The organism is Streptomyces flaveolus (assembly GCF_000716535.1).
In the GTDB taxonomy this organism is placed as follows: Bacteria; Actinomycetota; Actinomycetes; order Streptomycetales; family Streptomycetaceae; genus Streptomyces; species Streptomyces flaveolus_A.
Genome location: NZ_JNWV01000014.1, coordinates 157,547 through 183,781 on the forward strand (window position 1 = coordinate 157,547; position 26,235 = coordinate 183,781).

The window sequence follows — 26,235 nt, forward strand, 5'->3', positions numbered from 1 at the left end:
GGGGGCCCGTGATTCCCGTCTGCCGCCTCGAAGACCTCCCCGAGGGTGAGTCCGTCCGCGTCGCGACCACGCCTCCGATCGCCGTGTTCCGCACCGAGGACGGCGAGCTGTACGCCATCGACGACACCTGCACCCACCAGGACGCCTCGCTCTCCGAGGGCTGGCTGGAGGGCTGCCTGGTCGAATGCCCGCTGCACGCGGCGTCCTTCGACCTGCGCACCGGCGAACCGACCTGTCTGCCGGCCCGGCGCCCGGTGCGCACCCATCGCGTCACCGTGGAGGACGGCGTCGTGCACGTCCACCTCGGCGCGGAGGAGGGCACGGCCGCGTGAACACCCCCAGGCACCGGCACCCCGCCTCCGCCGTCCTCGGCCGTGCGCCCACCGGCGCAGGTGCTCCTCCACGTCACGGCCGGCCCTGCCCCCGCCGTCCCGCCACCGACGTCAGGAGCCGTGCCGTATGAGAACCGTGACCATCGTCGGCGCCTCCCTCTCCGGGCTCTACGCCGCCCGTGAGCTCCGCGCCCTGGGTTTCGACGGCCGACTGGTGATCGTCGGCGAGGAACCGCATCACCCCTATGACCGACCTCCCCTCTCCAAGGACTTCCTCACCGGCCGCGCCGACGAGAGCGACCTGGCCCTCACCGACGCCGACGAGACCGCCGGACTCGAAGCCGAGTGGCTGCTCGGCGTCCGGGCTCGCGGGCTCGATCCCCGAGGCCGCACCGTCCTCCTCGGCGACGGCCGCACGGTCTCCACCGACGGCGTCGTCATCGCCACCGGCGCCGCCGCCCGCCGACTGCCCGGCGACCGCCTCGCCGGGGTCCACACCCTGCGCACCCTGGACGACGCCCGCGCCCTCCGTGCCGAACTCACTCAGGGGCATCGCCGGGTCGTCGTCATCGGCGGCGGCTTCATCGGCGCCGAGACCGCCTCCTCGTGCGCCCGGCTCGGCCACGACGTCACGGTGGTCGAGGCCGCCCCGCTGCCGCTCGTGCCCCAACTCGGCGCCCGGATGGCCGCGGTCTGCGCCGCCCTGCACCGCCGGGGCGGAGTGGAGCTGGTCACCGGCACGGGCGTGGCCGCGCTCCGGGGCGCCGCCACCGTCACCGGGGTGGACCTCACCGACGGCCGCACCCTGCCCGCCGACGTCGTGATCGTCGGCATCGGCGCCCGCCCGCACACCGACTGGCTCGTGGGCTCGGCACTCGCACTGCACGACGGTGTGCTGTGCGACGACGGCTGCGTCACCGCCCTGCCCCAGGTGGTCGCGGTCGGTGACGTCGCCCGGGTGGGCGGCACCCGGGCCGAGCACTGGACCTCCGCCACCGAGCAGCCCCGCGTCGCCGTGACCAACCTGCTCGCCGGCCGCACCGTGGCGACCGCTCGCACCCTGCCGTATTTCTGGTCCGACCAGTACGACTCACGGATCCAGTTCGCGGGCCGGTACCGCGAGGGCGACACCGTCCACGTCACCGAGGGCGAGATCACCGACGACGGTGCCCCCGGGGAGTCCGGCTTCCTCGCCCGCTACGAACGGGACGGCCGCACCGTCGCCGTACTCGGAGTGAACCGGCCCCGCGCGTTCATGCGGGCCCGGCGGGAACTCCAGCGAGAGGAACACCGGTGGACGGGAGGGCCGCGGGTGGAGTCGGCTGCGTTGTGACGGTCGGTGTCGCTGCGCATCGCCGGGGGCGTGCGCGGCTCGGCTCCGGGTCCGGGCGGGCCGGCGCCCGCCCGGCATATCCGGCGGCTCTTGCTCCCGGCGTCCCGGGCTGCTGGTGGCCGAATCTTTCGGCGTCCTGGGCTGCTCGCGACCGGGACTTCCGGTGACCCTTGATTCCGTCGGCCTGTGTTTCCGGCGCCCGCAGTCCCATGGCCCGGCTTCCGTGCGTACCCTCACCGCGTGCCCGGCGCGCGGCGACCACGCTTCCGGCACCGCAGAGCCCCGGTGGCCTGATCGCGGGCGGTTTGGGCGCCGTCCGTCAGGAGTGCGACAGCCGCCCCGCGCCACCGGTCCGGCGTATCCGCTCCTGTTCCCGCAGACCGGCCCGCTCCAGGCGTCGGTGGGCGCGTCGCTCCCGGCGGAGGGACCGGGCCGTGCTGCTCGGCTCGGAGACCACGCCGTACCGCTGGTTCCACACCTGGCGGGTGACCCACACGTCGACCACGGCCCAGGTGGCCACCACCGTGCTCACCACACTGCTGATCACCATGGGGAACGCCAGCCAGGACCCGGCCAGCGTGCACAGGAACGCCACCATCGCCTGGATCAGCGTGGCCGCGATGACGAGGACCGCGCGCACCGCCGCCGTGCGCACCGGATCGGGCAACGGGTGCCGGCGCGCGGGCTCCTCGATCCACAACGGGCGGTAGTTCTGCCGCTGTTCATCAACGCCGGGCTCCCCGGCGCGTTCCGGCCCTGGAATGTCCCGATCCGGCGCCGCCTTGTCCCGTCGCACCCACGAGCGCTCCGCCAGGCTTTCCTCGGGCGCCCCGCGCCGCTCCGCTGTGCCCATCACCGTGTCACTCCCCACCGCCAGCAGACCGATCGCCCCCGGCATCCGAAGACCCCGACTCCCCAGGGACTGCCCGGCTTGCGCTGCTTTACGCCGCCGGGGTGTGGGATGCGGCTCCTGTGGCCCATTCCGCCCCCGATTCCCATAGAGAAGGACGTACGAGATCCCCCGAAGATTCCCAACTGGCGAAAGATTCCGGCCAACCACCTGACCGTGCGGCCGCCGTAGGTACGGCGTGGGTGTCGGGATCGCGGTGGCAATCTCCCCCAATGCCCGGACAACTCGCCATGTCTCGCCGCCGGTGCGGAAGTTCGCCCTCCGGACATGTCTTCGAGTTAACTGTGAGGCGGTAGTAGGCTCGCGCCGTTTGCTGACGGACATGAGCACCCCCGGCCGGCGGGGGTCGAGCTGGGGGAGGCCATGCGCTTTCGCGGGAAGTCGATCCGCCGGAAGATCGTGGCGCTGCTTCTCGTGCCGCTGGTGTCCCTGACCGCCGTCTGGGGCTTCGCCACGGTGCTCACGGGGCGCGAAGTCGCCCAGTTGTTCCGCGTGACCGACATCGTCGAGGACATCGGCTACCCCACCGAGGATACCGTTCGCGTCCTGCAGCAGGAGCGCCGTCAGACCCTCGTCTACCTCGCCGACCCCCGGGGCTCCGAGGCCCTTTCGGCGCTGCGCCGCACCCGCACCGCCACCGACCGGGTGATCACCACCATCCGCAGGAACGCCAAGGACCAGGACATCCGGGCCGACATGGACGCGGACGACGGCGAACACCTCACCGCCGTCCTGGACGCCCTGGACGGTCTCGGGCCCCTGCGCCGCAGCGTCGAGGGAGGCACCGTCACCCGTGCCCAGGCACTCGACCTCTACAACCGTCTCGTGGACCCCTGCTACGCGCTCCTCGCGTCCCTCGACGGTTTGGACGACGTCGAGGTCGACAAGCAGGCCCGCGCCCTGGTGAACGTCACCCGCGCCCGCGAGCTGCTGTCCCGCGAGGACGCCCTGCTCGGCTCCTCCCTCGTCGTCGGGCGCCTCACCCGCGACGAGACCCGTCAGATCTCCGACCTCGTCGCCCAGCGCACCCTCCTGTACGACATCAGCCTCCCCCTGCTGCCCGCCGCGGAGCGCGACCGCTACGAGCGCTTCTGGAAGAACGCCACCACGGCCCCGCTGCGGGAGGCCGAACGGACCGTCATCGCCTCGGACTCCGGCACCCCCGGCGATGTGACCGCGAAGAGCTGGGACTCCTCCGCGGCAACCGTGCTGGACGAACTCGGCACCCTGGACGACCAGGCGGGCGACCGCTTCCAGGACCGGATGCGCCCCGTGGCCGTCGGCGTCATCGTGCAGGCGGCCGTCGCCGGCGCCCTCGGCCTGGTCGCGCTCCTGCTCTCCGTCGTGCTCTCCATCCGGGTCGGCCGCTCCCTCATCCGCGACCTGCGCCAACTGCGGCTGGAGGCGCACGAGGCATCCGGTGTCCGACTGCCCAGCGTGATGCGCCGGCTGTCGGCGGGCGAACAGGTCGACGTCGAGACCGAGGTCCCGCGCCTCGAGTACGACAAGAACGAGATCGGCGAGGTCGGACAGGCCCTCAACACCCTGCAGCGCGCGGCGGTCGAGGCCGCCGTCAAACAGGCCGAGCTACGGGCCGGTGTCTCCGAGGTCTTCGTCAACCTCGCCCGCCGCAGCCAGGTACTGCTGCACAAGCAGCTCACCCTCCTCGACAGCATGGAGCGCCGGACCGAGGACACCGACGAACTCGCCGACCTGTTCCGCCTGGACCACCTCACCACCCGCATGCGCAGGCACGCCGAGGGCCTCGTGATCCTCTCCGGAGCCGCACCCTCCCGGCAGTGGCGCCGGCCCGTGCAGCTGATGGACGTCGTCCGCGCCGCCGTCGCCGAGGTCGAGGACTACGAGCGCATCGAGGTCCGGCGCCTGCCGAGGGTCGCCGTCACCGGTCCCGCCGTCGCCGACCTCACCCATCTCGTGGCCGAACTCCTGGAGAACGCCACCGTCTTCTCGCCCCCGCACACCGCCGTCCAGGTCCTCGGCGAGCGGGTCGCCAACGGTTTCACCCTGGAGATCCACGACCGGGGCCTCGGTATGACGGCCGAGGCACTCCTGGACGCCAATCTGCGTCTCGCCGAGACACCCGAGTTCGAACTCTCCGACACCGACCGTCTCGGCCTGTTCGTGGTCAGCCGCCTCGCCCAGCGCCAGAACATCCGGGTCTCCCTCCAGCCGTCGCCGTACGGCGGCACCACCGCCGTGGTGTTCATCCCCGACGCGCTGCTCACCGACGACGTCCCGGACACCAACGGCGTCGGCTTCCGGCTCGACCGGGACCGCCCGGCGAAGCGCACCGAGCAGGCGCTGGGCCGCGGTGCCGGCCGGTCGCCGGCCCCGCTGCAGCTGCCCGGCCTGCCGACCTCCCTGCTGGACGGCCCCGTCGAGCTGGAGGCGCCCGTCGGTCTCGACGCGCTGGACGACTTCCCCGGCGCCCTTCCGGACGAGGACAGTGAGCGCGGCGGTCTGTTCCGCCCCCGCGGGGTCCGCCCGGGCGACGACGAGGAGGCAGCCGCCCCGCCGGCCGACCGCCTGTCGCACGACGGGATCCGTGACGCCGGGGCCGTACCGCTGCCCCGGCGGCAGACGCCCAAGCTGGTCAGCTCGCACGGCAAGCCCGTCACCGACCAGCGGCCCCGCCGCGGCGAACCTGAGCCGGGGCCCTCCGCCGCCACGCGCCGCTCCGACACGGAGGGACCGGCTCCGCTGCCCACCCGCCGCCGCGGCACGTCCTCCCGGCGCCCCGCCGGACGCACCGCCGAGGACAGCACCGCGACGCCGGCCGAGAGTGCCGATTCGGCCGTGGAAGCTCCGGCGCTGCCCAGGCGCACCCGGACCGGGACACCCGGCACGGGCGGCCTGGCGGACACGGCATCCCCTCGCTCCGGCACGGGCGGCCCGGCGGACGCGGCCCCGCCCCACTCCGCGGACACGGCCCCTCCCCGCTCCCGCGCCGCCGCACCCACCGACGACTCGGCCCCCGAGCCGGGCGCCGGGCCGCTTCCCCGGCGCGTACGCCAGGCGAGCCTGGCACCCCAGCTCAAGCAGGACACCGACCGGCGCGCCGAGCGCGCGACGCCACCCGCCGACCGCGATGCCGAGGAGGTCCGCAGCAGGATGGCCTCGCTCCAGCGCGGCTGGCAGCGTGGCCGGGAGGAGAACGCCGCGGGCGACGAGGCCCCGAACGGCACAGCACAAGGAACGACTAAGGGGGACGGTCGATGACCGCACCGAAGGCGACCGGCCACACGGCGACGGACAAGGGGGAGCTGAACTGGCTCCTGGACGATCTGGTCGACCGGGTCGCCAGTATCCGCAAGGCCGTGATCCTGTCCGGCGACGGCCTGCCCACGGGGGTGTCCAAGGACCTGACCAGGGAGGACAGCGAGCATCTGGCCGCCGTGGCGTCCGGCTTCCACAGCCTCGCCAAGGGCGTCGGCCGCCACTTCGAGGCGGGCAGTGTCCGGCAGACGGTGGTCGAGCTGGACGACGCCTTCCTCTTCGTCACCGCCGCCGGGGACGGCAGCTGCCTCGCCGTCCTCTCGGACGCCGACTCCGACGTCGGGCAGGTCGCCTACGAGATGACGCTCCTGGTCAAGCGGGTCGGCGTCCATCTGGGCACCGCTCCGCGCACCGATCTGCCCGCAGGCGGGTAGTGGGATGACATGAGCGCAGACGGTCAGGGAAGAAGCCACTGGTTCGACGACGATGCCGGGCCGGTCGTCCGTCCGTACGCCATGACGCGTGGCCGCACCACGAGCGAGGGCCAGCACCGCCTCGACCTGATCGCGGTGGTCGTCACGGAGCCCGGCACGGGCGACCCGGAATCGGACCCGACACTGTCCCCCGAACACGTGGAGATCGTCGGACTCTGTCGGGACGCGCCCCAGTCCGTCGCCGAACTCGCCGCGGAACTGGACCTGCCCATCGGCGTCGTCCGCGTCCTCATCGGCGACCTGGTGCACGCCGAACTCGTCCGTGTGACCCGCCCGGTGCCCCCGGCCGAGCTGCCGGACGAGAGTATTCTGCGCGACGTGATCAACGGCCTCCGGGCGCTGTGACCGGCGCGGAAGCGAGGTAGTGACGTGACTGGCTGGCAGTTCTGGGTCGACCGAGGCGGCACCTTCACCGACATCGTCGCGCGTCGCCCGGACGGCCGGCTGCTCACGCACAAACTGCTGTCCGACAACCCGGCACGGTACGCCGACGCGGCCGTCGCGGGCGTACGCGAACTCCTGGGCGGCTCCCAGGAGCCCGTAGAGGCCGTTCGCATGGGCACCACGGTCGCCACCAACGCCCTGCTGGAACGCAAGGGCGAGCGCACCCTCCTCGTCGTCACCCGCGGCTTCCGCGACGCCCTGCGCATCGCCTACCAGAACCGCCCCCGCATCTTCGCCCGGCGCATCGAGCTGCCCGAGCTGCTCCACGAACGGGTCGTGGAGGTGGACGAACGCGTCGCCGCCGACGGCACCGTCCTGCGCGCGCCCGACCTGGACGCCCTGGAGGGTCCGCTCCGGGACGCGTACGACGACGGCATCCGCGCGGTCGCCGTCGTCTGCCTGCACAGCCACCTCCACCCGAGCCACGAACGGGCCATCGGCGAACTCGCCGCCCGCATCGGCTTCCCGCAGATCTCGCTGTCCAGCGAGGTCAGCCCGCTGATGAAGCTCGTCCCGCGCGGGGACACCGCCGTCGTGGACGCCTACCTCTCGCCCGTGCTGCGCCGCTATGTGCGGCACATCGCCGAGGAACTGCACGGCGTCCGGCTGATGTTCATGCAGTCCAACGGCGGCCTGACGGAGGCCGGACAGTTCCGCGGAAAGGACGCCATCCTCTCCGGACCGGCCGGCGGCATCGTCGGCATGGTCCGCATGTCGCAGCGCGCCGGCCACGACCGCGTCATCGGCTTCGACATGGGTGGCACCTCCACCGACGTCTCGCACTTCGCCGGCGCGTACGAGCGGGTCTTCACCACGCAGATCGCGGGTGTCCGGCTGCGGGCGCCCATGCTGGACATCCACACCGTCGCGGCCGGTGGCGGCTCCGTCCTGCACTTCGACGGCTCGCGCTACCGGGTCGGCCCCGACTCGGCCGGCGCCGACCCCGGCCCCGCCTGCTACCGCGCGGGCGGCCCGCTCACCGTCACCGACGCCAACGTCATGCTCGGCCGCATCCAGCCCGCCCACTTCCCAGCCGTGTTCGGTCCCGGTGGTGACCAGCCACTGGACGCCGCCCTCGTCCGTGACCGGTTCACCGCCCTCGCGCGCGAGATCCACGAACACACCGGCGACGACCGCACCCCGGAACAGGTGGCCGAGGGCTACCTGCGGATCGCCGTGGCCAACATCGCCAACGCGGTGAAGCGGATCTCCGTCCAGAAGGGCCATGACGTCACCCGCTACGCCCTGACCACCTTCGGCGGGGCGGGCGGCCAGCACGCGTGCCGGGTCGCCGACTCGCTCGGCATCCGCACCGTCCTCGTACCCCCCATGGCCGGCGTGCTCTCCGCGCTGGGCATCGGCCTGGCCGACACCACGGCCATGCGCGAGCACTCCGTGGAAGCGCCCCTGGAAGCCGCTTCCATGCCCGGTGTCCGCAAGACGGCCGACGATCTGGAGGCCGCCGCACGGGCCGAACTCGTCGCCGAGGACGTCCCTGAGGACCGCATCCGGGTCACCCGCCGCGCCCAGCTCCGCTACGACGGCACCGACACCACCCTCACCGTCGAGCTGGCCGAGCCCGACGCCATGCGGCACGCCTTCGAGGAGCGTCATCGCGCCACGTACTCCTTCACGCTCGACCGCCCGGTCGTAGTGGAAGCCCTCTCCGTCGAAGCCACCGGCATCACCGCACCCCCCGATCTCTCCGCCCTCGCCCCGTACGAGGGCCGTGCCCAGGCGCCCGGCACCGTCCGCCTCCACACCGGCGGTGCCTGGCGCGACGTACCCCTCCACCGCCGGGAGGCCCTTCCTCCCGGCGAGACGGTCACCGGCCCGGCGATCATCACGGAGGCCGGCGCCACGACCGTCGTCGACGACGGCTGGCGGGCCGCCGCGACCGACGACGGGCACCTGCTCATGGAACGCACGGCGATTACGCAGAGTTCCAACGTGGACACAGAATCCGATCCGGTTCTGCTTGAGGTCTTCAACAACCTCTTCATGTCGATCGCCGAACAGATGGGCGCGCGGCTGGAGTCCACGGCCCAGTCCGTCAACATCAAGGAGCGGCTGGACTTCTCCTGCGCGCTGTTCGACCCGGACGGAAACCTGGTGGCCAACGCCCCCCACATCCCCGTCCACCTGGGGTCCATGGGCACCAGCGTCAAAGAGGTCATCCGCCGGCGCGGCTCCGCCATGCGGCCGGGTGACACCTATGCCGTCAACGACCCCTACCACGGCGGCACGCACCTGCCCGACGTCACCGTGATCACCCCCGTCTTCGGCACCGACGTGGCCACGGACACGCGGAGTGAGCCGCGGATCCTCTTCCACGTCGCCTCACGCGGTCACCACGCCGAGATCGGCGGCATCGCCCCCGGCTCCATGCCGGCCCACAGCCGCACCATCGAGGAGGAAGGCGTCCTCTTCGACAACTGGCTCCTCGCCGAGAACGGCCGCTTCCGCGAGGAGGAGACCCACCGCCTCCTCACCGAGGCGCCGTACCCGTCCCGCAACCCGCGCACCAACCTCGCCGATCTGCGCGCCCAGATCGCCGCCAACCAGAAGGGCGTCGACGAGGTCCGGCGCATGATCGACGAGTTCGGCCTCGATGTCGTCCAGGCCTACATGCGGCACGTCCAGGACAACGCCGAGGAGGCCGTCCGCCGCGTCATCGACGCCCTGGACGACGGCGAGTACGCCTACGAGACCGACTCCGGGGCAGTCATCCGGGCCCGCGTCCGCGTCGACCGCACGGAGCGCCGGGCGACCATCGACTTCAGCGGCACCTCCGCGCAGCTCGCCACCAACTTCAACGCGCCCTCCGCCGTGGTCAACGCTGCCGTCCTGTACGTCTTCCGCACGCTCGTCGCCGATGACATCCCGCTCAACGACGGCTGTCTGCGCCCGCTGGACATCATCGTGCCGTCCGGCTCGATGCTCGCCCCCGAGCCGCCCGCCGCCGTGGTCGCGGGCAACGTCGAGACCTCCCAGGCCATCACCGGCGCCCTCTACGCCGCGCTCGGCGTCCAGGCCGAGGGCTCCGGCACCATGAACAACGTCACCTTCGGCAACGAGCGGCACCAGTACTACGAAACCGTCGCCTCTGGATCCGGCGCGGGCGACGGTTTCCCGGGTGCCGACGTGGTCCAGACCCACATGACCAACTCCCGGCTCACGGACCCGGAAGTCCTGGAATGGCGGCTACCGGTCCGGCTGGAGGAGTTCGCCGTCCGGCGGGGGAGCGGCGGCGCCGGACGGTGGCGCGGCGGCGACGGAGCCGTGCGCCGGATCCGGTTCCTCGAGCCGATGACCGTCTCCACGCTCTCCCAGCACCGCCGCGTGCCGCCGTACGGCATGGCCGGCGGCGCCCCCGGAGCGCTCGGCGCCAACCGGGTGGAGCACGCCGACGGCACGGTCACCGACCTCGGCGGAAGCGGCTCGGTCGACGTCGGCCCCGGCGACGTACTGGTCATCGAAACCCCCGGTGGCGGTGGCTACGGCCGACCGTCGCCCGACCCCCAGCAAGCAGGAGAAGAGATCGATGACCTTCGGGCGTTCTGAGCGAGGCAAGGCTCCGGTCGAGCCCGTCACGCTCAAGATCCTCGTGGCCGGCGGCTTCGGCGTGGGCAAGACGACCCTCGTCGGTGCGGTCAGCGAGATCAGGCCGCTGCGCACCGAGGAACTGCTCACCGAGGCCGGGCGGCCCGTCGACGACACCAGCGGTGTGGAGGGCAAGCACACCACCACGGTGGCCATGGACTTCGGCCGGATCACCCTGCGCGAGGACCTGGTGCTCTACCTCTTCGGCACGCCCGGGCAGGAGCGGTTCTGGTTCATGTGGGACGAGCTGTCCGAGGGCGCGCTCGGAGCCGTCGTCCTCGCCGACACGCGCCGTCTGGAGGACTGTTTCGCCGCTGTCGACTACTTCGAACGGCGTTCCATCCCCTTCCTCGTGGGCGTCAACTGCTTCGAAGGGGCAGCCCGGCATCCCGTGGAATCCGTCCGTCAGGCCCTCGACCTGGACGACGACGTGCCCCTTCTGCTGTGCGACGCCCGTGACCGGGAGTCGGTCAAGGAGGTGCTCGTCGGGCTCGTCCAGCACGCGAGGGAGTACGCGGCCGACCGCCGCCGGGCCGTCGTGCGCTGACCGCGGACACGGCCCGTACCCCCGCCGACCGGGGTACGGGCCGTGGTCCTGTGCGGAGTGCCCACGCGCGCGTGCGGTGACTTCCCCGCGGCTTCCGGCTGCTTTCCCGTTGGCTTCGTGCTCTAGACCCCGTCCTCCTCCAGCCAGCCGAAGCTCTTCTCCACGGCCCTGCGCCAGTTCCGGTACTCGCGGTCGCGGACCGACGCCTCCATGACGGGCGTCCACTCGGCGTCCTTGCGCCAGTGTGACTTCAGCTCGTCCAGGTCGTTCCACACGCCCGTGGCCAGCCCGGCCGCGTAGGCGGCGCCCAGGCACGTCGTCTCCGACACGCGGGGCCGGATCACCGGTACGCCGAGGACGTCCGCCTGGTGCTGCATGAGCAGGTTGTTCCGGGTCATGCCGCCGTCGACCTTCAGCGTGCTGATCCGCACCCCGGAGTCCTGGTACATCGCGTCCACGACCTCCCGGGTCTGCCAGCTCGTCGCCTCCAGCACCGCGCGTGCGAGGTGGGCCTTGGTGACGTACCGGGTGAGGCCGGTGACGACACCGCGCGCGTCGGAGCGCCAGTAGGGCGCGAACAGGCCGGAGAAGGCCGGCACGATGTAGGCGCCGCCGTTGTCGTCGACACTCGCCGCCAGCGTCTCGATCTCGTCGGCGGTCCGGATGATCCCGAGTTGGTCGCGGAACCACTGGACCAGCGCGCCCGTTATCGCTATGGACCCCTCCAGGCAGTACACCGGCACCTCCTCGCCGATCTTGTAGCCCATCGTCGTCAGCAGCCCGTTCTTGGACGGCACCGGCCGGTTGCCGGTGTTCAGCAGCAGGAAACTGCCGGTGCCGTAGGTGTTCTTCGCCGTGCCGACGTCGTAGCAGGCCTGCCCGAACACGGCGGCCTGCTGGTCCCCCAGCGCCGAGGCGACGGGCACCCCGGACAGTTGCCCGACGGCGGTGCCGTACACCTCGGCGGAGGACCTGATCTCGGGCAGTACGGCCTCGGGCACGTTCATCGCGGACAGGATGGAGGGGTCCCACTGGAGGGTGTCCAGGTTCATCAGCATGGTGCGGCCGGCGTTCGTGACGTCGGTGACGTGCCGGCCGCCGTCGGTGCCGCCGGTGAGGTTCCAGATCAGCCAGGAGTCGATGGTGCCGAACGCGATCTCGCCGCGCTCGGCCCGCTGCCGCAGACCGGGCACGTGGTCCAGCAGCCAGGCCGCCTTGGGCCCGGAGAAGTAGCTGGCCAGCGGCAGCCCGGTCTTCTCACGGAAACGGTCCTGGCCGTCCGTGCCGCCCAGTTCGCCGCACAGGGCCGCGGTTCGGGTGTCCTGCCAGACGATCGCGTTGTGCACGGGCATGCCCGTGGCGCGGTCCCACAGGACCGTAGTCTCCCGCTGGTTGGTGATGCCGAGGGCGCTGAGCTGGTCGGCGCGCAGTCCCGCCCGGGCGAGTGCCCCGGCCACCACGGCCTGCACCTTGGACCAGATCTCGGTGGCGTCGTGCTCCACCCAGCCGGGTTTGGGAAAGATCTGCCGGTGCTCGCGCTGGTCGACGGCGACGATGGCACCGCTGTGGTCGAAGACGATGCAGCGGCTGGACGTGGTGCCCTGGTCGATGGCGGCGACGTACGTGTCGGCGGTGTCCGTCATGGCTGTCCCTGGGTCGCTGGGTCGGATCGCTGGCCGAAAGGCCGCGTGCGGATCGTGGATCGCGGTGGCGGGAGCGGGGGTTCAGAAGGCGGCTTTGTAGATGAGGCCGGCCAGTGCTCCGCCGATCAGCGGTCCGACGACCGGGATCCAGGCGTAGGCCCAGTCGGAGCCGCCCTTGTGGGGGATCGGCAGGAAGGTGTGCACGATGCGCGGGCCGAGGTCGCGGGCGGGGTTGATGGCATAGCCGGTGGGGCCGCCGAGGGAGAGGCCGATGCCCACGACGAGCAGGGAGACGATGAGCACGGTGGTGCCTGACTCGCCGAGCCCCTTGGTGAGCCCGAACGCGAGGACCGGCAGGACGAGCGCGACGGTCGCGATGATCTCGGTGACGAGGTTGGCGACCGGGTTCCTGATCTCCGGAATCGTGGAGAAGATGCCGAGGGTCGGCACGGGTTCACCGGCGGTGCCGTCCGTGGTCCCTTCAGTGCGGACGTTGGCCTGGAACTGGGCGAGATAGACGAGGTAGGCCAGCACGGCGCCGAGCATGGCGCCGACGATCTGCCCGAGCAGGTACACCCAGACCTTGCCCCACTTGCCGGTGTCCACGGCGATACCGATGGTGACCGCGGGATTGAGCTGCCCACCGGAGAGGGGAGCGGCGGTGTACGCGCCCGCGAGGACGCCGAAGCCCCAGCCGAACGCGATCACGATCCAGCCCGAGGCCCGTGCCTTGGAGTATCTGAGGGTGACGGCGGCGCAGACGCCCGCGCCGAACAGGATCAGGATCGCGGTGCCGATGACCTCGCCGACGAATATGTCTCCGTTGCTCATGGCGGCTCCCTTGGCGCCGGCAGGGGGCGATCGGCCCCCGGCCCTGGCGTGCAGGACGGTTCCCTTGGCGACTTCAGCCGAAGGCAGGGAGGGCCCCGCGCCCCGCCCGGCGTCGGTGACGAGCGTGCCGTCGCAGCCGGATCGCCCTGGAACACCGGGTCATGAGCAGGACAGACCCGTGCCGCAGTGCCTGATAACGCCGAGAATGTTCGGCGATGTCGGCTGACACCGGGAAGTGTTCACCGGCGCCCCAGGGGCGTCAAGGTTGCCGACGGCGACGGTGACACAAGCGCTCCGCCGGCCTCGGCGGAGCGGAAGCGCCCCAACGGACGTGCACGGCAGGGCCGTTCACCACCGTGGCTCGGCGGCCGCGTATCCGGCCTGCGCCGGGGCCGGGCCCTGACCGCCACGCCGGACCTGGTGACCGGGGAGCCCGGCGCGCCCGAGCACCCAGCTTGCGCCGTTCAGTGCCTTGGCCGCCTTTTTCAGCGGGGCGAGCTGGGCGGCGGCCTGGTGATGGTCGCTCACGCTGCCCGGATCGCAGACGACCGTCGCCAGGGAGAGCGTGACCGGCCGGCCGCCCGCCGCCCAGGGAACGTCCAGCACGGCGGTGACCAGCGGATCGAGCGCCTCCTCGTCCGCCAGTACCAGGAAGTCGTCGCCGCCGATGTGCCCCACGCGCGCGTGCTCCGCGACCGCCTGCTGGAGCGCACGGCCCACCGCGCGGATCAGCTCGTCGCCCGCCGCGAACCCGGCACCGTCGTTGACCTGCTTGAAGTGATCGATGTCCAGCCAGCTGAGCGCAAAGGCCCGCCCGTCGGAGATCCGCCGGTCCACCTCGCTCACGATCGCGTCCGAACCGGGCAGCCGGGTCAGCGGGTTGAGCCCGGCCGCCTCCTCCACCCGGCTCTCGGCCAGTGCCCGCACCAGATCCGCCAGCCGTACGACGCCGACACACCGACCGTGTCCGTCGACCACCGCCACGTCGTCGGAGGTCCGGTCCCTGCCGCCTACCGCGACCACGTCCAGCACCTGCCAGGCCGTCGCGTCGACACCGACCGTGCGCGGCGCGTCGCCCAGTTTGAAGGCCGGCCGGTCGGCGTACAGGGCGTGTCCGTAGCGACCCGACATGGACAGCAGGAACCGCGAACGGTGCACCGACCGCACGGGCCTGCCGTACTGGTCCACCAGCAGTACGCCGGAGACGTCCGGGGAACCGGTCAGCAGCGCCCGCACCTGTCCCGCCGAGGCGGTCAGCGGCAGGACGGCGGCCGGCCGTACGAACTCCCGCACGGACGGTCCGGAGCGGGGAACGGTCCCGGCGCCCGGCGCAAGGGACGGAACGTACACGTCCGCTGCGGGGATCCGGGCCGGCGGAGCGAACAGCTCGCCCTGGGCCAGTTGCGCACCCGCCGACACCGCCGCCGCGCATTGGAGTTCCGTCTCCACTCCCTCCACCGCGACCAGGGCGCCCAGTTCCTCGCACAGTGTCCGCATGGCCCGCACCGCGGCCGGCCGTGCCAGCAGCGAGGCGTCGAGTTTGACCAGGTCGGGGGAGAGGTCGGTGAGCAGCCTGAGCGGAACGTCGCCGTCCCCGATGCCGTCCGCGCTGATCCGGAAGCCCTGCTCGCGCAGTGAGGCGATCGCCTCCAGCAGGGCTAGCTGTGGCACGTGCGTGTACGGCGGGACGATGTCGAGCGTCACCTCCCAGGCCATGCGCCCCGCCGCGCGGACGGCGTCGTGCAGCGGTGTCAGGCCGCCGAGGTCGGCGAGCGTGCCCGCGAACACGTTCAGGTGCAACGGCAGCAGGGTTTCCTTGCGGGCCGCGGCGCGGAGCGCCAACACGGTCAGCCTGCCGTCCACTTCGGGATCCCGGCGGGCCTCGGCCAGGACGTCGCCGGTCTCCGGGCGGGCGAGTATCTCCAGTGCGGCGACCGCGCCCGTCCTCAGGTTGACCACCGGCTGGAAGGCGAAGCGGAGAGTATCCGTCCAGGAGTGCACGGGAGCATGATGGCGCTGCCCGCGCACCCCGAGGCGCAGTTCATGAGACGTTCACGCAGCATTCCGGGGCGATCACGGAGAGTGGACAGTCTCATCGGCTCCCTTGCGGCGCAGCAGGCTCCAGCCTCCTGAGGTCACCGCACGGCGATCACCGATGACCCGTGTCCGAACAGCCCTTGGTTAGCGGTGATGCCCACCCGCGCCCCGGCGACCTGCCGGTCACCCGCTGTACCCCTCAACTGCCAGGTCAGCTCGCACACCTGGGCGATGGCCTGGGCGGGCACTGCCTCACCGAAGGAGGCCAGCCCGCCGCTGGTGTTCACGGGTATCCGGCCGCCCGGGGCGGTCGCGCCCTCCCGGAGCAGCTTCGCGCCGTCGCCTTCGCCGCACAGTCCCAGATCCTCGTACCACTGCAACTCCAGGGCGGTGGACAGGTCGTACACCTCGGCCAGGGACAGATCCTCCGGTCCGATGCCCGCCTCGTCGTAGGCGGCCCGCGCGATGGAGGCACGGAAGGTCTGCGCCGGCGGTGCCACCGTGGCCGCCGAGTCCGTGGCGATGTCCGGCAGGTCCAGCACCGTGTTCGGGAAACGGGGTGTCACCGTCGACACCGCCCGGATCCGGACCGGACGGGCGACACCGTGCCGGCGCGCGAAGTCCAGGCTGGACAGCACCAGGGCGGCCCCGCCGTCGGAGGTGGCGCAGATGTCCAGCAGCCGCAGTGGGTCGGCGACCACCGAGGAGGCGGCCACCTCTTCGGCGGTGACCGGCTTGCGGTAGCGGGCGTACGGGTTGAGCGCCCCGAGCGCGGCGTTCTTCACCTTGACCAGGGCGAAGTCCTCCGGTGTGTCACCGTGCACCGCCATCCGCCGCCGCGCGTACAGCCCGAAGTAGACCGGATTCGTCGCCCCCAGCAAGCGGAAGCGCAGCCAGTCCGGATCGTCGGGACGGTCCCCGCCCGCTGGCCGGAAGAAGCCTTTGGGTGCGGCGTCCGCCCCCACCACCAGGACGACGTCCGCGAGACCGGCGAGGATCTGTGCCCGCGCGACGGCGATGGCCTGGGCCCCGGATGCGCACGCCGCGTACACACTCGTCACCCTGGCGCCCTGCCAGCCCAGGGCCTTGGCGAAGGTCGCGCCCGCGACATGGCCCGGATACCCGCCGCGCACCGTGTCCGCGCCCACGACGGAGCCGATGTCCGGCCAGTCGAGGTCCGCGTCCGCGAGAGCCGCGCGAGCCGCCGCCGTGCCGTACTCCACGAAGCCGCGGCCCCACTTGCCCCACGGGTGCATGCCCGCACCGAGCACCGCCACCTCAACCGTCACCCCGCCACCCCCGTCGGCCGCCAGTGCCAGATCGTCCAGGTCGTCTCCGTGTCCTCGTCCTCGTGGAGCACACCGGGGATGACCTCCACCTCCATGCCCACCGTCAGATCGCCGACGGCGACCCCGGGAGCCGCCTGCCCCAGCACCACGATCCGCTCGGCCTCCAGCTCCACCGCGATCAACGCGTACGGCACCCATGGAAGTTCCGGGTTGCTCACATACGGTGACGGAGGACGGTATCGACTGTCGGTGTACGACCAGATACGTCCCTTTCGTGACAAGGGCGTCTCCTCCAGGGAGCCGCCCGCGCAGTGGGGGTTGCGGCAGTGGACGTCCTCGCGCGGGAAGAAGGCGGAGGCGCAGGCCGTGCAGCGGGTGCCCAGCAGCCGGAAACCGTCGCCCTCGCCGGTGAACCAGCCGGTGACCGCGGGCTTGCGTGTGTGCGGCAAGGGAACCTCCCCGTGAGGCATATCTGACGGAGCGTCAGCAGTGTGCCACGGGCAACCGGAAATGGGCAGGCCGTTTCGGTGAACCGAACGGCGGCTCACGGCGTCGTGGTACACGAGGGGCGGCCGGGATCGACGGGGGTGATTCCGGCCGCCCCTTCCGGATGCGCTCGTTCCCGATGCCTCACTAGCGGAACATGTCCCTCCCCTGATCGGATACAGTCCGCGCGTGTCCGAAACTCAGCAACCAACTGCCAACTCCGCGCCCGACTCTCACTGTTCGAGCTGCGGAGCGCCCTATGGAGAGGGCGTTTCAGGATGGCCGCGCACCTGCCCGTCCTGTGGCACCATCGCCTATCGCAATCCGCTGCCGGTCGCGATCGCTCTCCAGCCCGTGTACGACACCAAGGGCACGGCCCTGGTCGTCATCACCCGAACCGTCGCCCCCGCGCGCGGAGGCATCGCCCTGCCGGGCGGGTACATCGACGACCGCGAGGACTGGAAACAGGCCGTCGTACGGGAACTCAAGGAAGAGACCGGCATCGAAGCAGCCGCCCGTGACGTGCGGCTCGTGGACGTCATGAGCTCACCCGACGGACACCTGCTGCTGTTCGGAGTGCTGCCGGAACGCCCGGCCGACGGACTGCCGCCCTCCGGTCCCACGGACGAGACCGAGGGCTGGCACCTGCTGCGCAGGCCCGAGGAACTCGCCTTCCCGCTGCACACCGTGGCCGTCAAGGCATGGTTCGAGGGCCGCTACGTCTGAGCCCGCGGCTCAGCCGAGCCCGCGCATGCGCACCGGGTAGGGCGGCTCCGCCACGCCGTCCTCCCGGTCCCGGGTGACCACCACCCGCCCGCCGTGCCGACGGGCGACGTAGCGCTCGATCTCCGGTTCCCCCCACCCGTCGCCCGCGTCCGCCACGACCAGGCCGGCCCCGGTGCGTCCGCGCGCGGGCGCCCACACCTCCAGCTCCAGCCCGCCGTCGGCGCCACGCACGGGCAGCACCGCTCCCGCGCGCGCGAGCACCGGTATCCGGGACAGCGGCGCGTCCACCAGGACCTGCCCCGGCCCCTCATGGACCTCCTCCGTCACCGTGTCGTACCAGCGGCCCCGCGGCAGCCGCACCGCGCGCCGGCGAACCCCGGGATCCAGGACGGGCGCCACCAGAAGGCCGTCGCCCAGCAGAAACGTGTCCTCACAGGCGCGCAGCGCCCGGTCCTCCGGCGCCCCCCACCACAGCGGCCGCACATAGGGCGCACCGGTCCGCCGGGCCAGATGCGCCAGCGTCAGGAAGTACGGCAGCAACCGCCGCCGTTCGAGCAACGCCACGCGCGCGTGCTCCAGCACCTCGGCACCGAACTCCCAGGGCTCCCGGCGCCCCGCCCGCAGACTCGCGTGGGTGCGGAACAGCGGCAGATACGCGCCCAGCTGGAACCAGCGCAGATACAGCTCCGGCGACGGACTGCCGTCGAAACCGCCCACGTCCGGACCCGAGTACGGCACCCCGCACAGCCCGAGCCCCAGCACCAGCGACAGCGACGCCCGCAACCCCGGCCAGCCGGTCGCCACGTCCCCCGACCACGTGCCCCCGTACCGCTGCAGCCCCGCCCAGCCCGAGCGCGAGAACAGGAAGGGCCGTTCCTCCGGCGCCAGCTCTCGCAACCCCTCGTACGCGGCCTGCGCCATGCACAACGCGTACACGTTGTGCCCTTCCCGGTGGTCGCCGCCGCGCCCCTCCAGGGCATGCCGGGCCGAACGCGGCAGCGTCGGCTCACCGAAGGCGCTGAACGACGTCGGCTCGTTCATGTCGTGCCAGAAACCGGCGAAGCCCTGCTCCAGCCGCTCCTCGTAGAGTCCGCCCCACCACGCACGCGCGCGTGCGTCCGTGAAATCCGGGAAGACCGACTCGCCGGCCCACGCGACACCGCGCACCGTCCTACCCTGCGCGTCCCGCACGAACGCGTCCACGGCCGCGCCGCTCTCGTACACGGCGCTGCCCGGCTCCGCCCGCACCGCCGGATCGACGATCGACACCAGCCGGATCCCGTCCCGGCGCAGCTCCTCCGCCAGCACCGGCAGCTTGGGAAAACGCTCCTGGTCGACCGTGAACACCTGATGGTCGTCGTAGTGGTCGATGTCGAGGTGCACGGCGTCCAGCGGCAGCCCGCGCTCCTGGTAGCCCGCGACGATCCGGCGCACCTCCTGCTCGCTGCCGAATCCCCACCGCGCGTGATGGTGGCCGAGCGCCCACGCGGGCGGCAGGGCGGGAGCCCCGGTCAGCGAGGCCCACGTGTGCAGCACGCGCGCGGGAGTCCCCACCATCACCCAGCAGCGCAGCGGACCGCCGTCCATCCGCACCTCGCAGTACCCCGCCCGGTCGTGCCCGGACCCGGCACCCTCCTCGCCCTCACGCAGGACCACCGTGCCGTCCCAGGTGGTGTCGTGGAACACCAGGTGGGTGCCGGCATCCGCCACCACCAGCTGCACCGGCATCGTCAGATACAGCGGGTCGTCGCCGGGCCCGAACGCCCGGCCGGGATCGGTGTTCCACAGCCGGTACCTGCCATCGCGCAGCCGGGGACCGCCCGCGCGCCCGCCCAGGCCGAAGAACCGGGCGTCGGCGGCCACCTCCGACCGCTGCCTCCACCGCGCCGCACCCCCGCCGACCGGCTCCCACCAGCGCGGCGGCAGATCCCGCCGCAGCATCACCCCGCCCGGCGTGCACACCTCCACCGCGCCGTGCCGCGACACGACGACCGTCGCCCGCTCGGCCACCACACGCCAGCCGCCGTCCTTGTCCGGCTCCAGCACCGCCCGCGGATCCGGCTCGGGACCGCTCCCCGCGAGCGCGTACGACGGCTGCGGGCCGGCGCCGTCCCATCCCCAGAAGACCGCCCCGTTCACCGCCACGAAGATCCGCAGCTCCGAGCGGCCGAACCGGATCAGCCCGCCCCCCGGACCCGGCTCCGCTACCCGCACCTGACCCGGCACCCGGGCCCGCTCGGGCCCCCGCCGCGGGAGCCCGGCGGCATCGATGCGCCTCCTGCGCCACGCCGCCCGTACGGTACGCAACCCCTGAGCCGCCCTCCCCGAACCGACCACACTCACCGAACGCACCAGGTCACGACCGTCCATGCTGCTCACCCTGCCACTGACCGCCCCACGCGCGCGTGTCGTTCAACTGCCGTTCACCCGTGCCCGGACCACATCTTCATGACATGGACTGTGTGGAGCGCACCCTGGTGTAGAAGTCGATCACATGGCATCGTCCCTGTCAGCCGCGTCACGCGCACACCCCAGCCCGTGCGCGGACCGACGCCCACGACGCGCACAGCCCGGGAGCCGCACCAATGTCGACCGCGAACCCCCAGCCGCTCTGGCAGCCCGATCCCCAGCGGATCGCCCAGGCCCGCATCACCCGCTTCCAGGCATGGGCCGCCGAACACCACGGCGCCCCGGCCGAGGGCGGGTACCCGGCCCTGCACCGGTGGTCCGTCGACCAACTGGACACCTTCTGGAAAGCCGTCACCGAGTGGTTCGACGTACGGTTCTCGACGCCCTACGCGCGCGTGCTCGGCGACCGCGCCATGCCCGGCGCCCAATGGTTCCCCGGAGCCACCCTCAACTACGCCGAACACGCCCTGCGCGCCGCGGCCGACCGCGCGGACGAACCCGCCCTCCTGTACGTGGACGAGACGCACGAGCCGCGCCCGGTGAGCTGGTCCGCGCTGCGTCGCCAGGTCGGCTCCCTCGCCGCGGAACTCCGCGCCCTGGGCGTCCGCCCCGGCGACCGCGTCAGCGGTTACCTCCCCAACATCCCCCAGGCCGTCGTCACCCTCCTCGCCACGGCCGCCGTCGGCGCCGTCTGGACCTCGTGCGCCCCCGACTTCGGCGCCCGCAGCGTCCTCGACCGCTTCCAGCAGGTCGAACCCGTCGTCCTGTTCACCGTCGACGGCTACCGCTACGGCGGCAAGGAGCACGACCGCCGGGAGGTCGTCACCGAGCTGCGCCGCGAGCTGCCCACCCTGCGCGCCGTCGTCCACATCCCCCTGCTCGGCTCCGAGCCCCCCGAGGGAGCCCTGGAGTGGTCCGCGCTGACCGCCGGGGACACCGAGCCGGTCTTCGAGCAGGTCCCGTTCGACCACCCGCTGTGGGTGCTCTACTCCTCCGGCACCACCGGCCTGCCCAAGGCCATCGTCCAGTCGCAGGGCGGCATCCTGGTCGAACATCTCAAGCAACTCGGCCTGCACTGCGACCTCGGCCCCGAGGACCGTTTCTTCTGGTACACCTCGACCGGCTGGATGATGTGGAACTTCCTCGTCTCCGGTCTGCTCACGGGCACCACGGTCGTCCTGTACGACGGCAGCCCCGGCTACCCGGACACAGGCGCCCAGTGGCGCGTCGCCGAACGGACCGGAGCCACCCTGTACGGCACCTCCGCCGCCTACGTCATGGCCTGCCGCAAGGCCGGCGTCCACCCCGCCCGCGACTACGACCTGTCCACGGTGAAGTGCGTCGCCACCACCGGTTCCCCCCTGCCGCCCGACGGCTTCCGCTGGCTGCACGACGAGGTCCGCGACGACCTGTGGATCGCCTCCGTCAGCGGCGGCACCGACGTCTGCTCCTGCTTCGCCGGCGCCGTACCCACCCTCCCCGTCCACACCGGGGAACTCCAGGCCCCGGGCCTCGGCACCGACCTGCAGTCCTGGGACCCGAGCGGCAAGCCCCTCATCGACGAGGTCGGCGAGCTGGTCGTCACCAACCCCATGCCGTCCATGCCGATCCACTTCTGGAACGACCCCGACGGCAGCCGCTACCACGACAGTTACTTCGACACCTACCCCGGCGTCTGGCGGCACGGCGACTGGATCACGGTCACCTCACGCGGGACCGTGATCATCCACGGACGCTCCGACTCCACCCTCAACCGGCAGGGCGTCCGCATGGGCTCGGCCGACATCTACGAGGTCGTCGAGCGCCTGCCCGAGATCAAGGAGTCCCTGGTCATCGGCATCGAGCAGCCCGACGGCGGCTACTGGATGCCGCTGTTCGTGCACCTGGCTCCGGGTGCCGTGCTGGACGAGACCCTCCTGAACCGCATCAAGCAGGCCATCCGCGAACAGCTCTCGCCACGGCACATCCCCGACGAGGTCATCGAGGTCCCCGGCATCCCGCACACCCTCACCGGCAAGCGCATCGAGGTACCGGTCAAGCGCCTACTGCAGGGCACCCCCCTGGAAAAGGCCGTCAACCCCGGCTCCATCGACAACCTCGCCCTGCTCGGCTTCTACGAGGAACTCGCCCGCAAGCGCGCCTGACCTCGCCGGACGATCACCCTCCGCATCCGGGCCTCTGGGCGACCCAAACGGTGTGACCTGCGCAGACGACCTCACCCACCGGCGATGATCACCGGCGGCACCGCCATTGTCAGTGCCGCCGGTTACGGTGAGTGAGCATTGATCGACCGCGCATTGGGGGACTTCATGGCGCACACCGACCACCAGACCATGCGGCGCGTCCTGCGCCGCGAGATCGCCGGCACCATCGGCGTCCTCACGGACGACCACGACTTCCGCGCCATGCGGCGCTACCGCAGCTTCACCTTCGACGACCACACCACCTACCTCCAGCAACTGGAGGCCGTTCTCCAGGCCCGCGCCGCACAGGGCAACCACACCACCCTCGCCCTGTTCGACCCCGAGGACTACGCCGCGTACTGCACGGACACCGGCCTCGATCCGGAGGCCCCGACCAGCCGGACCCGGTTCACCGCGGAACTCGCGGCCACCGGCCCGACCATCCCCTACGACGGCCGCCCGCTCGCCGTCCTCCTGCCCGCCCTCGTGGACGAAGCCGTACGCCAGGCCACCTGGGAGTACGCCACCACCCTCCTGACCCGCCTCGGTCCCTGCCCGACCTGCGGCGAGGACATCGGCAGGGCAGCGTTCACCCGCGCCTCCGACCTCCTGGTCCGCATCCTCGACACCGCACCACCCGGCGACCGGCACCTCGTCTGCACCGTCTCCGGACCGCCGGACACCCTCGTCTCCGTCCTGCACGGCGACCAGGACCCCCACGGCGCCACCCGCCTGGACGAGGCCGAGGCCCTGGAATTCACCAGTGTCCTCGCCCTCGGCCTCGCGACGCGCAGCCCAGGCGGACTCGTCATCCGCGTCAGCGCCGCCGGCACGCCCGACCGCGTCTACGGATGGCGAGTGCGTGGCGGCGCCCTCGAACCACTGACGGCGTCCGAGGTGTTCGACGCCTACTGCACCGACGTCGAATCCGGCGAGCTGATCTCCCCGGAGCCAGGCGTCGACTACCGCGAGCCGCCCGCACTCGGGGAGGAGAGCACCACGCCGGGCCACCGCCACTGAGGCCCCGCAGACACGGCGGCCGGAACACGTCAGGGGCGCCCCACCCGAAGGCAGGACGCCCCTGAACCGGCACTCCGGCGGTGACCAGTCGGCTACTCGCCGGACAGCACCGCCTGAGCCGCGGTACGCGCCTCCTCGGCACTGTCCGCGGCCCGCGCCGCCGCCGCGGCCCGCTCGCACTGCGCCAGCGTGTACTTCGCCAGCGTGGCGCGGACGTACGGAATCGACGCCGCACCCATGGACAGGGAGGTGACACCCAGACCGGTCAGCACACACGCCAGCAGCGGATCCGACGCGGCCTCGCCGCACACCCCGCAGCTCTTGCCCTCGGCCGTGGCCGCCTCCGCGGACAGCGCGACCAGGTCGAGCAGCGCCGGCTGCCACGGGTCCTGCAGGCGGGACACCGCACCCACCTGCCGGTCCGCCGCGAACGTGTACTGCGCGAGGTCGTTGGTCCCCAGCGACAGGAACTCGACCTCCTGCAGGATCGAGCGCGCCCGCAGCGCGGCCGAGGGGATCTCGACCATCGCGCCGAACTTCGCCCGCAGCCCCGCCTCACGGCAGGCGTCGGCGAAGGCCTTCGCGTCCTTGCGGTCCGCGACCATGGGCGCCATGACCTCAAGGTAGACGGGCAGTCCCTCGGCGGCCTTGGCCAGCGCCGTCAGCTGGGTGCGCAGAACCTCGGGGTGGTCGAGCAGCGTCCGCAGGCCCCGCACGCCGAGCGCCGGGTTCGGCTCGTCCGCCGGCGTCAGGAAGTCCAGCGGCTTGTCCGCACCCGCGTCCAGCACCCGCACGACCACACGGCTCTCCGGGAACGCCTCCAGCACCTGCCGGTAGGCCTCCACCTGCTTCTCCTCGGAAGGAGCGTTCTTGCTGTCGTCCAGGAACAGGAACTCGGTACGGAACAGACCGACACCCTCGGCCCCCGCCTCGACGGCCGCCGGCACATCCGCCGGCCCGCCCACGTTGGCCAGCAGCGGCACCTTGTGCCCGTCCGCGGTCACCCCGGGACCCGTCGAAGCGGCCAGCGCGGCCTTGCGGGCGGCGGCCGCGGCCTCCAGCTCCGCCTTCTTCTCCTCGCTCGGGTTCACGAAGACGTCGCCAGTGCTGCCGTCGACGGCGATCAGCGTGCCCTCGGCCAGCTCACCGGCACCGGGCAGAGCCACCACGGCCGGCACACCCAGAGCCCGCGCCAGGATGGCGCTGTGACTGGTCGGACCGCCCTCCTCGGTCACGAAGCCGAGGACCAGGGACGGGTCCAGCAGCGCGGTGTCGGCCGGAGCCAGGTCACGGGCCACCAGCACATAAGGCTCGTCACTGTCCGGGACACCCGGCATCGGCACGCCCAGCAGCCGGGCGACGATGCGATTCCGTACGTCATCGAGATCGGCAACCCGCCCGGCCAGGTACTCCCCGGCACCGGCCAGCAGCTCCCGGTACGCCGCGAACGCGTCGTACACGGCACGCTCGGCGGTGCTGCCGACGGCGATCCGCCGGTCCACGTCGGCCATCAGCTCGGGGTCCTGCGCCATCATGGCCTGTGCTTCCAGCACGGCCTGCGCCTCGCCCCCCGCCAGATTGCCGCGCGCCATCAGGTCGGCGGCCACGGCGTCCACGGCCTGACGGGCGCGTCCCTGCTCCCGGTCCGCGTCCTCGGCGGAAATCTGCTTGGCCGGCGGCTCCAGAACCGCCGTGCCCATGTGCCGTACCTCGCCGATCGCCACGCCATGGCTCACGCCGACGCCTCGCAGCGTTGTCTCCATCTCACCGTCTCCGGATAGTGCGGCGGGTCCCGCCGCCGCGGTGGTCGTCCTGTTCGCCGCCTTACGACGGCAGTGCTGTCAGTTCCAGGAGAAGAGGCTGTCGCCGACCTTCACGTCCCCGTCCTCACGGAGGTCGGAGAGGGACTCGGCGGTGGCTTCCAGCGCGACGACCGGGCACACCGGCGACTTGCCGGCGGCCTCGACCGCACCGGGGTTCCAGCGCACGACGGCCTGGCCGCGGGTCACGGTGTCGCCCTTGTTGACGAGCAGCTCGAAGCCCTCGCCGTTGAGCTGGACGGTGTCGATGCCGAGATGGGTGAGCACACCGTGCCCGCTCTCGTCGACCACTACGAACGCGTGCGGGTGCAGGGAGACGATGATGCCGTCGACGGGCGCCACCGCCTCGGAGATCTCACGCACGGGGTCGATCGCGGTGCCCGGGCCGACCATGGCCCCGGAGAAGACCGGATCCGGCACTGCGGCCAGTCCGATGGCACGCCCGGCAAGAGGGGACGTCACGGTGGTCATGGGAAGCCTCCCAAGGAGTGGAGCTGTTCACGGGCCGTCACTGGCAGTCCCGGACGGCGCACTGAGCAGCAGCGTATGTCATGTGAACTGGCGGTTCCGGATGGAAGCTACCAGTTAGTGGTCTAGACCACCAGCTCACCGGATTTGCATGGCCTCCGAGGCTGCGTGTACAGTCGTACTCCTGCCGGGGGGCAGTGAGGCGTGCAACCGCATCCTCCTCCGACAGCAACCAAACTCATCAGATCCTATCTCTGGATCTTCTTCTGCATGCTCGCAGGGGGATGGTCAGAGAGACGGAAAAACCCTGGTAGAGTTTGAAACACCGAAGGGAAGCGCCCGGAGGAAAGCCCGAGAGGGTGAGTACAAAGGAAGCGACCGTTCCTTGAGAACTCAACAGCGTGCCAAAAATCAACGCCAGAT

Annotated in this window: 19 protein-coding genes; 10 read left to right on the forward strand and 9 right to left on the reverse strand. The window is 71.9% G+C overall.

Annotated elements, in window-relative coordinates:
- Nucleotides 1-8 precede the first annotated feature (8 nt).
- Nucleotides 9-332: a bifunctional 3-phenylpropionate/cinnamic acid dioxygenase ferredoxin subunit gene (locus OO52_RS16765; RefSeq protein WP_030644878.1), complete on the forward strand. Its 324-nt coding sequence runs from the start codon at nucleotides 9-11 to the stop codon at nucleotides 330-332.
- Between the two features lie 127 nt (nucleotides 333-459).
- Nucleotides 460-1,665, forward strand: coding sequence for an NAD(P)/FAD-dependent oxidoreductase (locus tag OO52_RS16770; RefSeq protein WP_199819934.1), 1,206 nt, complete (start codon nucleotides 460-462; stop codon nucleotides 1,663-1,665).
- 319 nt (nucleotides 1,666-1,984) lie between these two features.
- Here OO52_RS16770 and OO52_RS16775 read toward each other — a convergent pair whose 3' ends face one another.
- Entirely contained in the window at nucleotides 1,985-2,518 is a 534-nt protein-coding gene (locus OO52_RS16775) for a hypothetical protein (RefSeq protein WP_030644881.1), read from the reverse strand.
- A gap of 420 nt (nucleotides 2,519-2,938) precedes the next feature.
- On the opposite strand from OO52_RS16775, the gene OO52_RS16780 reads away from it, so the two are divergent.
- Genes OO52_RS16780 through OO52_RS16800 form a run of 5 tightly spaced genes read left to right on the forward strand, consistent with a single transcriptional unit; the run spans nucleotide 2,939 to nucleotide 10,900 of the window.
- Entirely contained in the window at nucleotides 2,939-5,815 is a 2,877-nt protein-coding gene (locus tag OO52_RS16780; protein ID WP_030644883.1) for a sensor histidine kinase, read from the forward strand.
- Nucleotides 5,812-6,246 (forward strand): roadblock/LC7 domain-containing protein, encoded by a 435-nt coding sequence (locus OO52_RS16785; protein WP_030644885.1) that lies wholly within the window; start codon nucleotides 5,812-5,814, stop codon nucleotides 6,244-6,246. Before OO52_RS16780 ends, OO52_RS16785 begins: the two co-directional genes overlap by 4 nt.
- 9 nt (nucleotides 6,247-6,255) lie before the next feature.
- Entirely contained in the window at nucleotides 6,256-6,651 is a 396-nt protein-coding gene (locus OO52_RS16790) for a DUF742 domain-containing protein (RefSeq protein ID WP_030644887.1), read from the forward strand.
- A 24-nt stretch (nucleotides 6,652-6,675) separates the two neighbouring features.
- The gene (locus OO52_RS16795; RefSeq protein WP_030644889.1) at nucleotides 6,676-10,314 is read left to right on the forward strand and encodes a hydantoinase B/oxoprolinase family protein; all 3,639 of its coding nucleotides are present in this window, start codon (nucleotides 6,676-6,678) and stop codon (nucleotides 10,312-10,314) included.
- The gene (locus OO52_RS16800) at nucleotides 10,295-10,900 is read left to right on the forward strand and encodes a GTP-binding protein (RefSeq protein WP_030644891.1); all 606 of its coding nucleotides are present in this window, start codon (nucleotides 10,295-10,297) and stop codon (nucleotides 10,898-10,900) included. The genes OO52_RS16795 and OO52_RS16800 overlap by 20 nt, the downstream gene beginning before the upstream one ends.
- A 122-nt stretch (nucleotides 10,901-11,022) precedes the next feature.
- Here OO52_RS16800 and glpK read toward each other — a convergent pair whose 3' ends face one another.
- The 5 genes from glpK to OO52_RS16825 form a co-directional block, all read right to left on the reverse strand.
- A complete protein-coding gene (gene glpK / locus OO52_RS16805) occupies nucleotides 11,023-12,543 on the reverse strand; it encodes a glycerol kinase GlpK (protein ID WP_030644893.1) in 1,521 nt (506 codons plus the stop codon).
- Nucleotides 12,544-12,624: 81 nt separating this feature from the next.
- Nucleotides 12,625-13,374, reverse strand: coding sequence for an MIP/aquaporin family protein (locus tag OO52_RS16810; protein ID WP_030644895.1), 750 nt, complete (start codon nucleotides 13,372-13,374; stop codon nucleotides 12,625-12,627).
- 348 nt (nucleotides 13,375-13,722) lie between these two features.
- Nucleotides 13,723-15,375, reverse strand: coding sequence for a GGDEF domain-containing protein (locus tag OO52_RS16815; protein ID WP_030644897.1), 1,653 nt, complete (start codon nucleotides 15,373-15,375; stop codon nucleotides 13,723-13,725).
- A 134-nt stretch (nucleotides 15,376-15,509) separates the two neighbouring features.
- Nucleotides 15,510-16,700, reverse strand: coding sequence for a lipid-transfer protein (locus OO52_RS16820; RefSeq protein WP_030644899.1), 1,191 nt, complete (start codon nucleotides 16,698-16,700; stop codon nucleotides 15,510-15,512).
- The gene (locus OO52_RS16825; protein WP_030644901.1) at nucleotides 16,697-17,149 is read right to left on the reverse strand and encodes a Zn-ribbon domain-containing OB-fold protein; all 453 of its coding nucleotides are present in this window, start codon (nucleotides 17,147-17,149) and stop codon (nucleotides 16,697-16,699) included. Before OO52_RS16825 ends, OO52_RS16820 begins: the two co-directional genes overlap by 4 nt.
- A 226-nt stretch (nucleotides 17,150-17,375) precedes the next feature.
- On the opposite strand from OO52_RS16825, the gene OO52_RS16830 reads away from it, so the two are divergent.
- Entirely contained in the window at nucleotides 17,376-17,912 is a 537-nt protein-coding gene (locus tag OO52_RS16830) for an NUDIX domain-containing protein (RefSeq protein ID WP_030644903.1), read from the forward strand.
- 9 nt (nucleotides 17,913-17,921) lie between these two features.
- Here OO52_RS16830 and OO52_RS16835 read toward each other — a convergent pair whose 3' ends face one another.
- Entirely contained in the window at nucleotides 17,922-20,282 is a 2,361-nt protein-coding gene (locus tag OO52_RS16835) for a glycoside hydrolase family 31 protein (protein WP_030644905.1), read from the reverse strand.
- 215 nt (nucleotides 20,283-20,497) lie between these two features.
- Between OO52_RS16835 and OO52_RS16840 the strand changes: the two genes are divergently transcribed.
- Both OO52_RS16840 and OO52_RS16845 read left to right on the forward strand, forming a co-directional pair.
- Nucleotides 20,498-22,465 (forward strand): acetoacetate--CoA ligase, encoded by a 1,968-nt coding sequence (locus tag OO52_RS16840; RefSeq protein WP_030644907.1) that lies wholly within the window; start codon nucleotides 20,498-20,500, stop codon nucleotides 22,463-22,465.
- A gap of 165 nt (nucleotides 22,466-22,630) precedes the next feature.
- Nucleotides 22,631-23,524, forward strand: coding sequence for a hypothetical protein (locus tag OO52_RS16845; protein WP_030644908.1), 894 nt, complete (start codon nucleotides 22,631-22,633; stop codon nucleotides 23,522-23,524).
- A 92-nt stretch (nucleotides 23,525-23,616) separates the two neighbouring features.
- Here the strand turns inward: OO52_RS16845 and ptsP are convergent, their stop codons facing one another.
- A complete protein-coding gene (gene ptsP, locus OO52_RS16850; protein ID WP_030644910.1) occupies nucleotides 23,617-25,287 on the reverse strand; it encodes a phosphoenolpyruvate--protein phosphotransferase in 1,671 nt (556 codons plus the stop codon).
- 78 nt (nucleotides 25,288-25,365) lie between these two features.
- Nucleotides 25,366-25,815 carry a PTS sugar transporter subunit IIA gene (locus tag OO52_RS16855; protein WP_030644913.1) on the reverse strand — a complete coding sequence of 150 codons (450 nt, stop codon included), beginning with the start codon at nucleotides 25,813-25,815 and terminating at the stop codon, nucleotides 25,366-25,368.
- Nucleotides 25,816-26,235 lie beyond the last annotated feature (420 nt).

Bases quoted from the DNA above. Each gene is read 5' to 3' on its own strand.
- OO52_RS16770 (WP_199819934.1), top strand. From the start codon at position 460: ATGAGAACCGTGACCATCGTCGGCGCCTCCCTCTCCGGGCTCTACGCC.
- OO52_RS16775 (WP_030644881.1), bottom strand. From the start codon at position 2,518: ATGGGCACAGCGGAGCGGCGCGGGGCGCCCGAGGAAAGCCTGGCGGAG.
- OO52_RS16780 (WP_030644883.1), top strand. From the start codon at position 2,939: ATGCGCTTTCGCGGGAAGTCGATCCGCCGGAAGATCGTGGCGCTGCTT.
- OO52_RS16785 (WP_030644885.1), top strand. From the start codon at position 5,812: ATGACCGCACCGAAGGCGACCGGCCACACGGCGACGGACAAGGGGGAG.
- OO52_RS16790 (WP_030644887.1), top strand. From the start codon at position 6,256: ATGAGCGCAGACGGTCAGGGAAGAAGCCACTGGTTCGACGACGATGCC.
- OO52_RS16800 (WP_030644891.1), top strand. From the start codon at position 10,295: ATGACCTTCGGGCGTTCTGAGCGAGGCAAGGCTCCGGTCGAGCCCGTC.
- glpK (WP_030644893.1), bottom strand. From the start codon at position 12,543: ATGACGGACACCGCCGACACGTACGTCGCCGCCATCGACCAGGGCACC.
- OO52_RS16810 (WP_030644895.1), bottom strand. From the start codon at position 13,374: ATGAGCAACGGAGACATATTCGTCGGCGAGGTCATCGGCACCGCGATC.
- OO52_RS16835 (WP_030644905.1), bottom strand. From the start codon at position 20,282: ATGGACGGTCGTGACCTGGTGCGTTCGGTGAGTGTGGTCGGTTCGGGG.
- OO52_RS16840 (WP_030644907.1), top strand. From the start codon at position 20,498: ATGTCGACCGCGAACCCCCAGCCGCTCTGGCAGCCCGATCCCCAGCGG.
- OO52_RS16845 (WP_030644908.1), top strand. From the start codon at position 22,631: ATGGCGCACACCGACCACCAGACCATGCGGCGCGTCCTGCGCCGCGAG.
- ptsP (WP_030644910.1), bottom strand. From the start codon at position 25,287: ATGGAGACAACGCTGCGAGGCGTCGGCGTGAGCCATGGCGTGGCGATC.
- OO52_RS16855 (WP_030644913.1), bottom strand. From the start codon at position 25,815: ATGACCACCGTGACGTCCCCTCTTGCCGGGCGTGCCATCGGACTGGCC.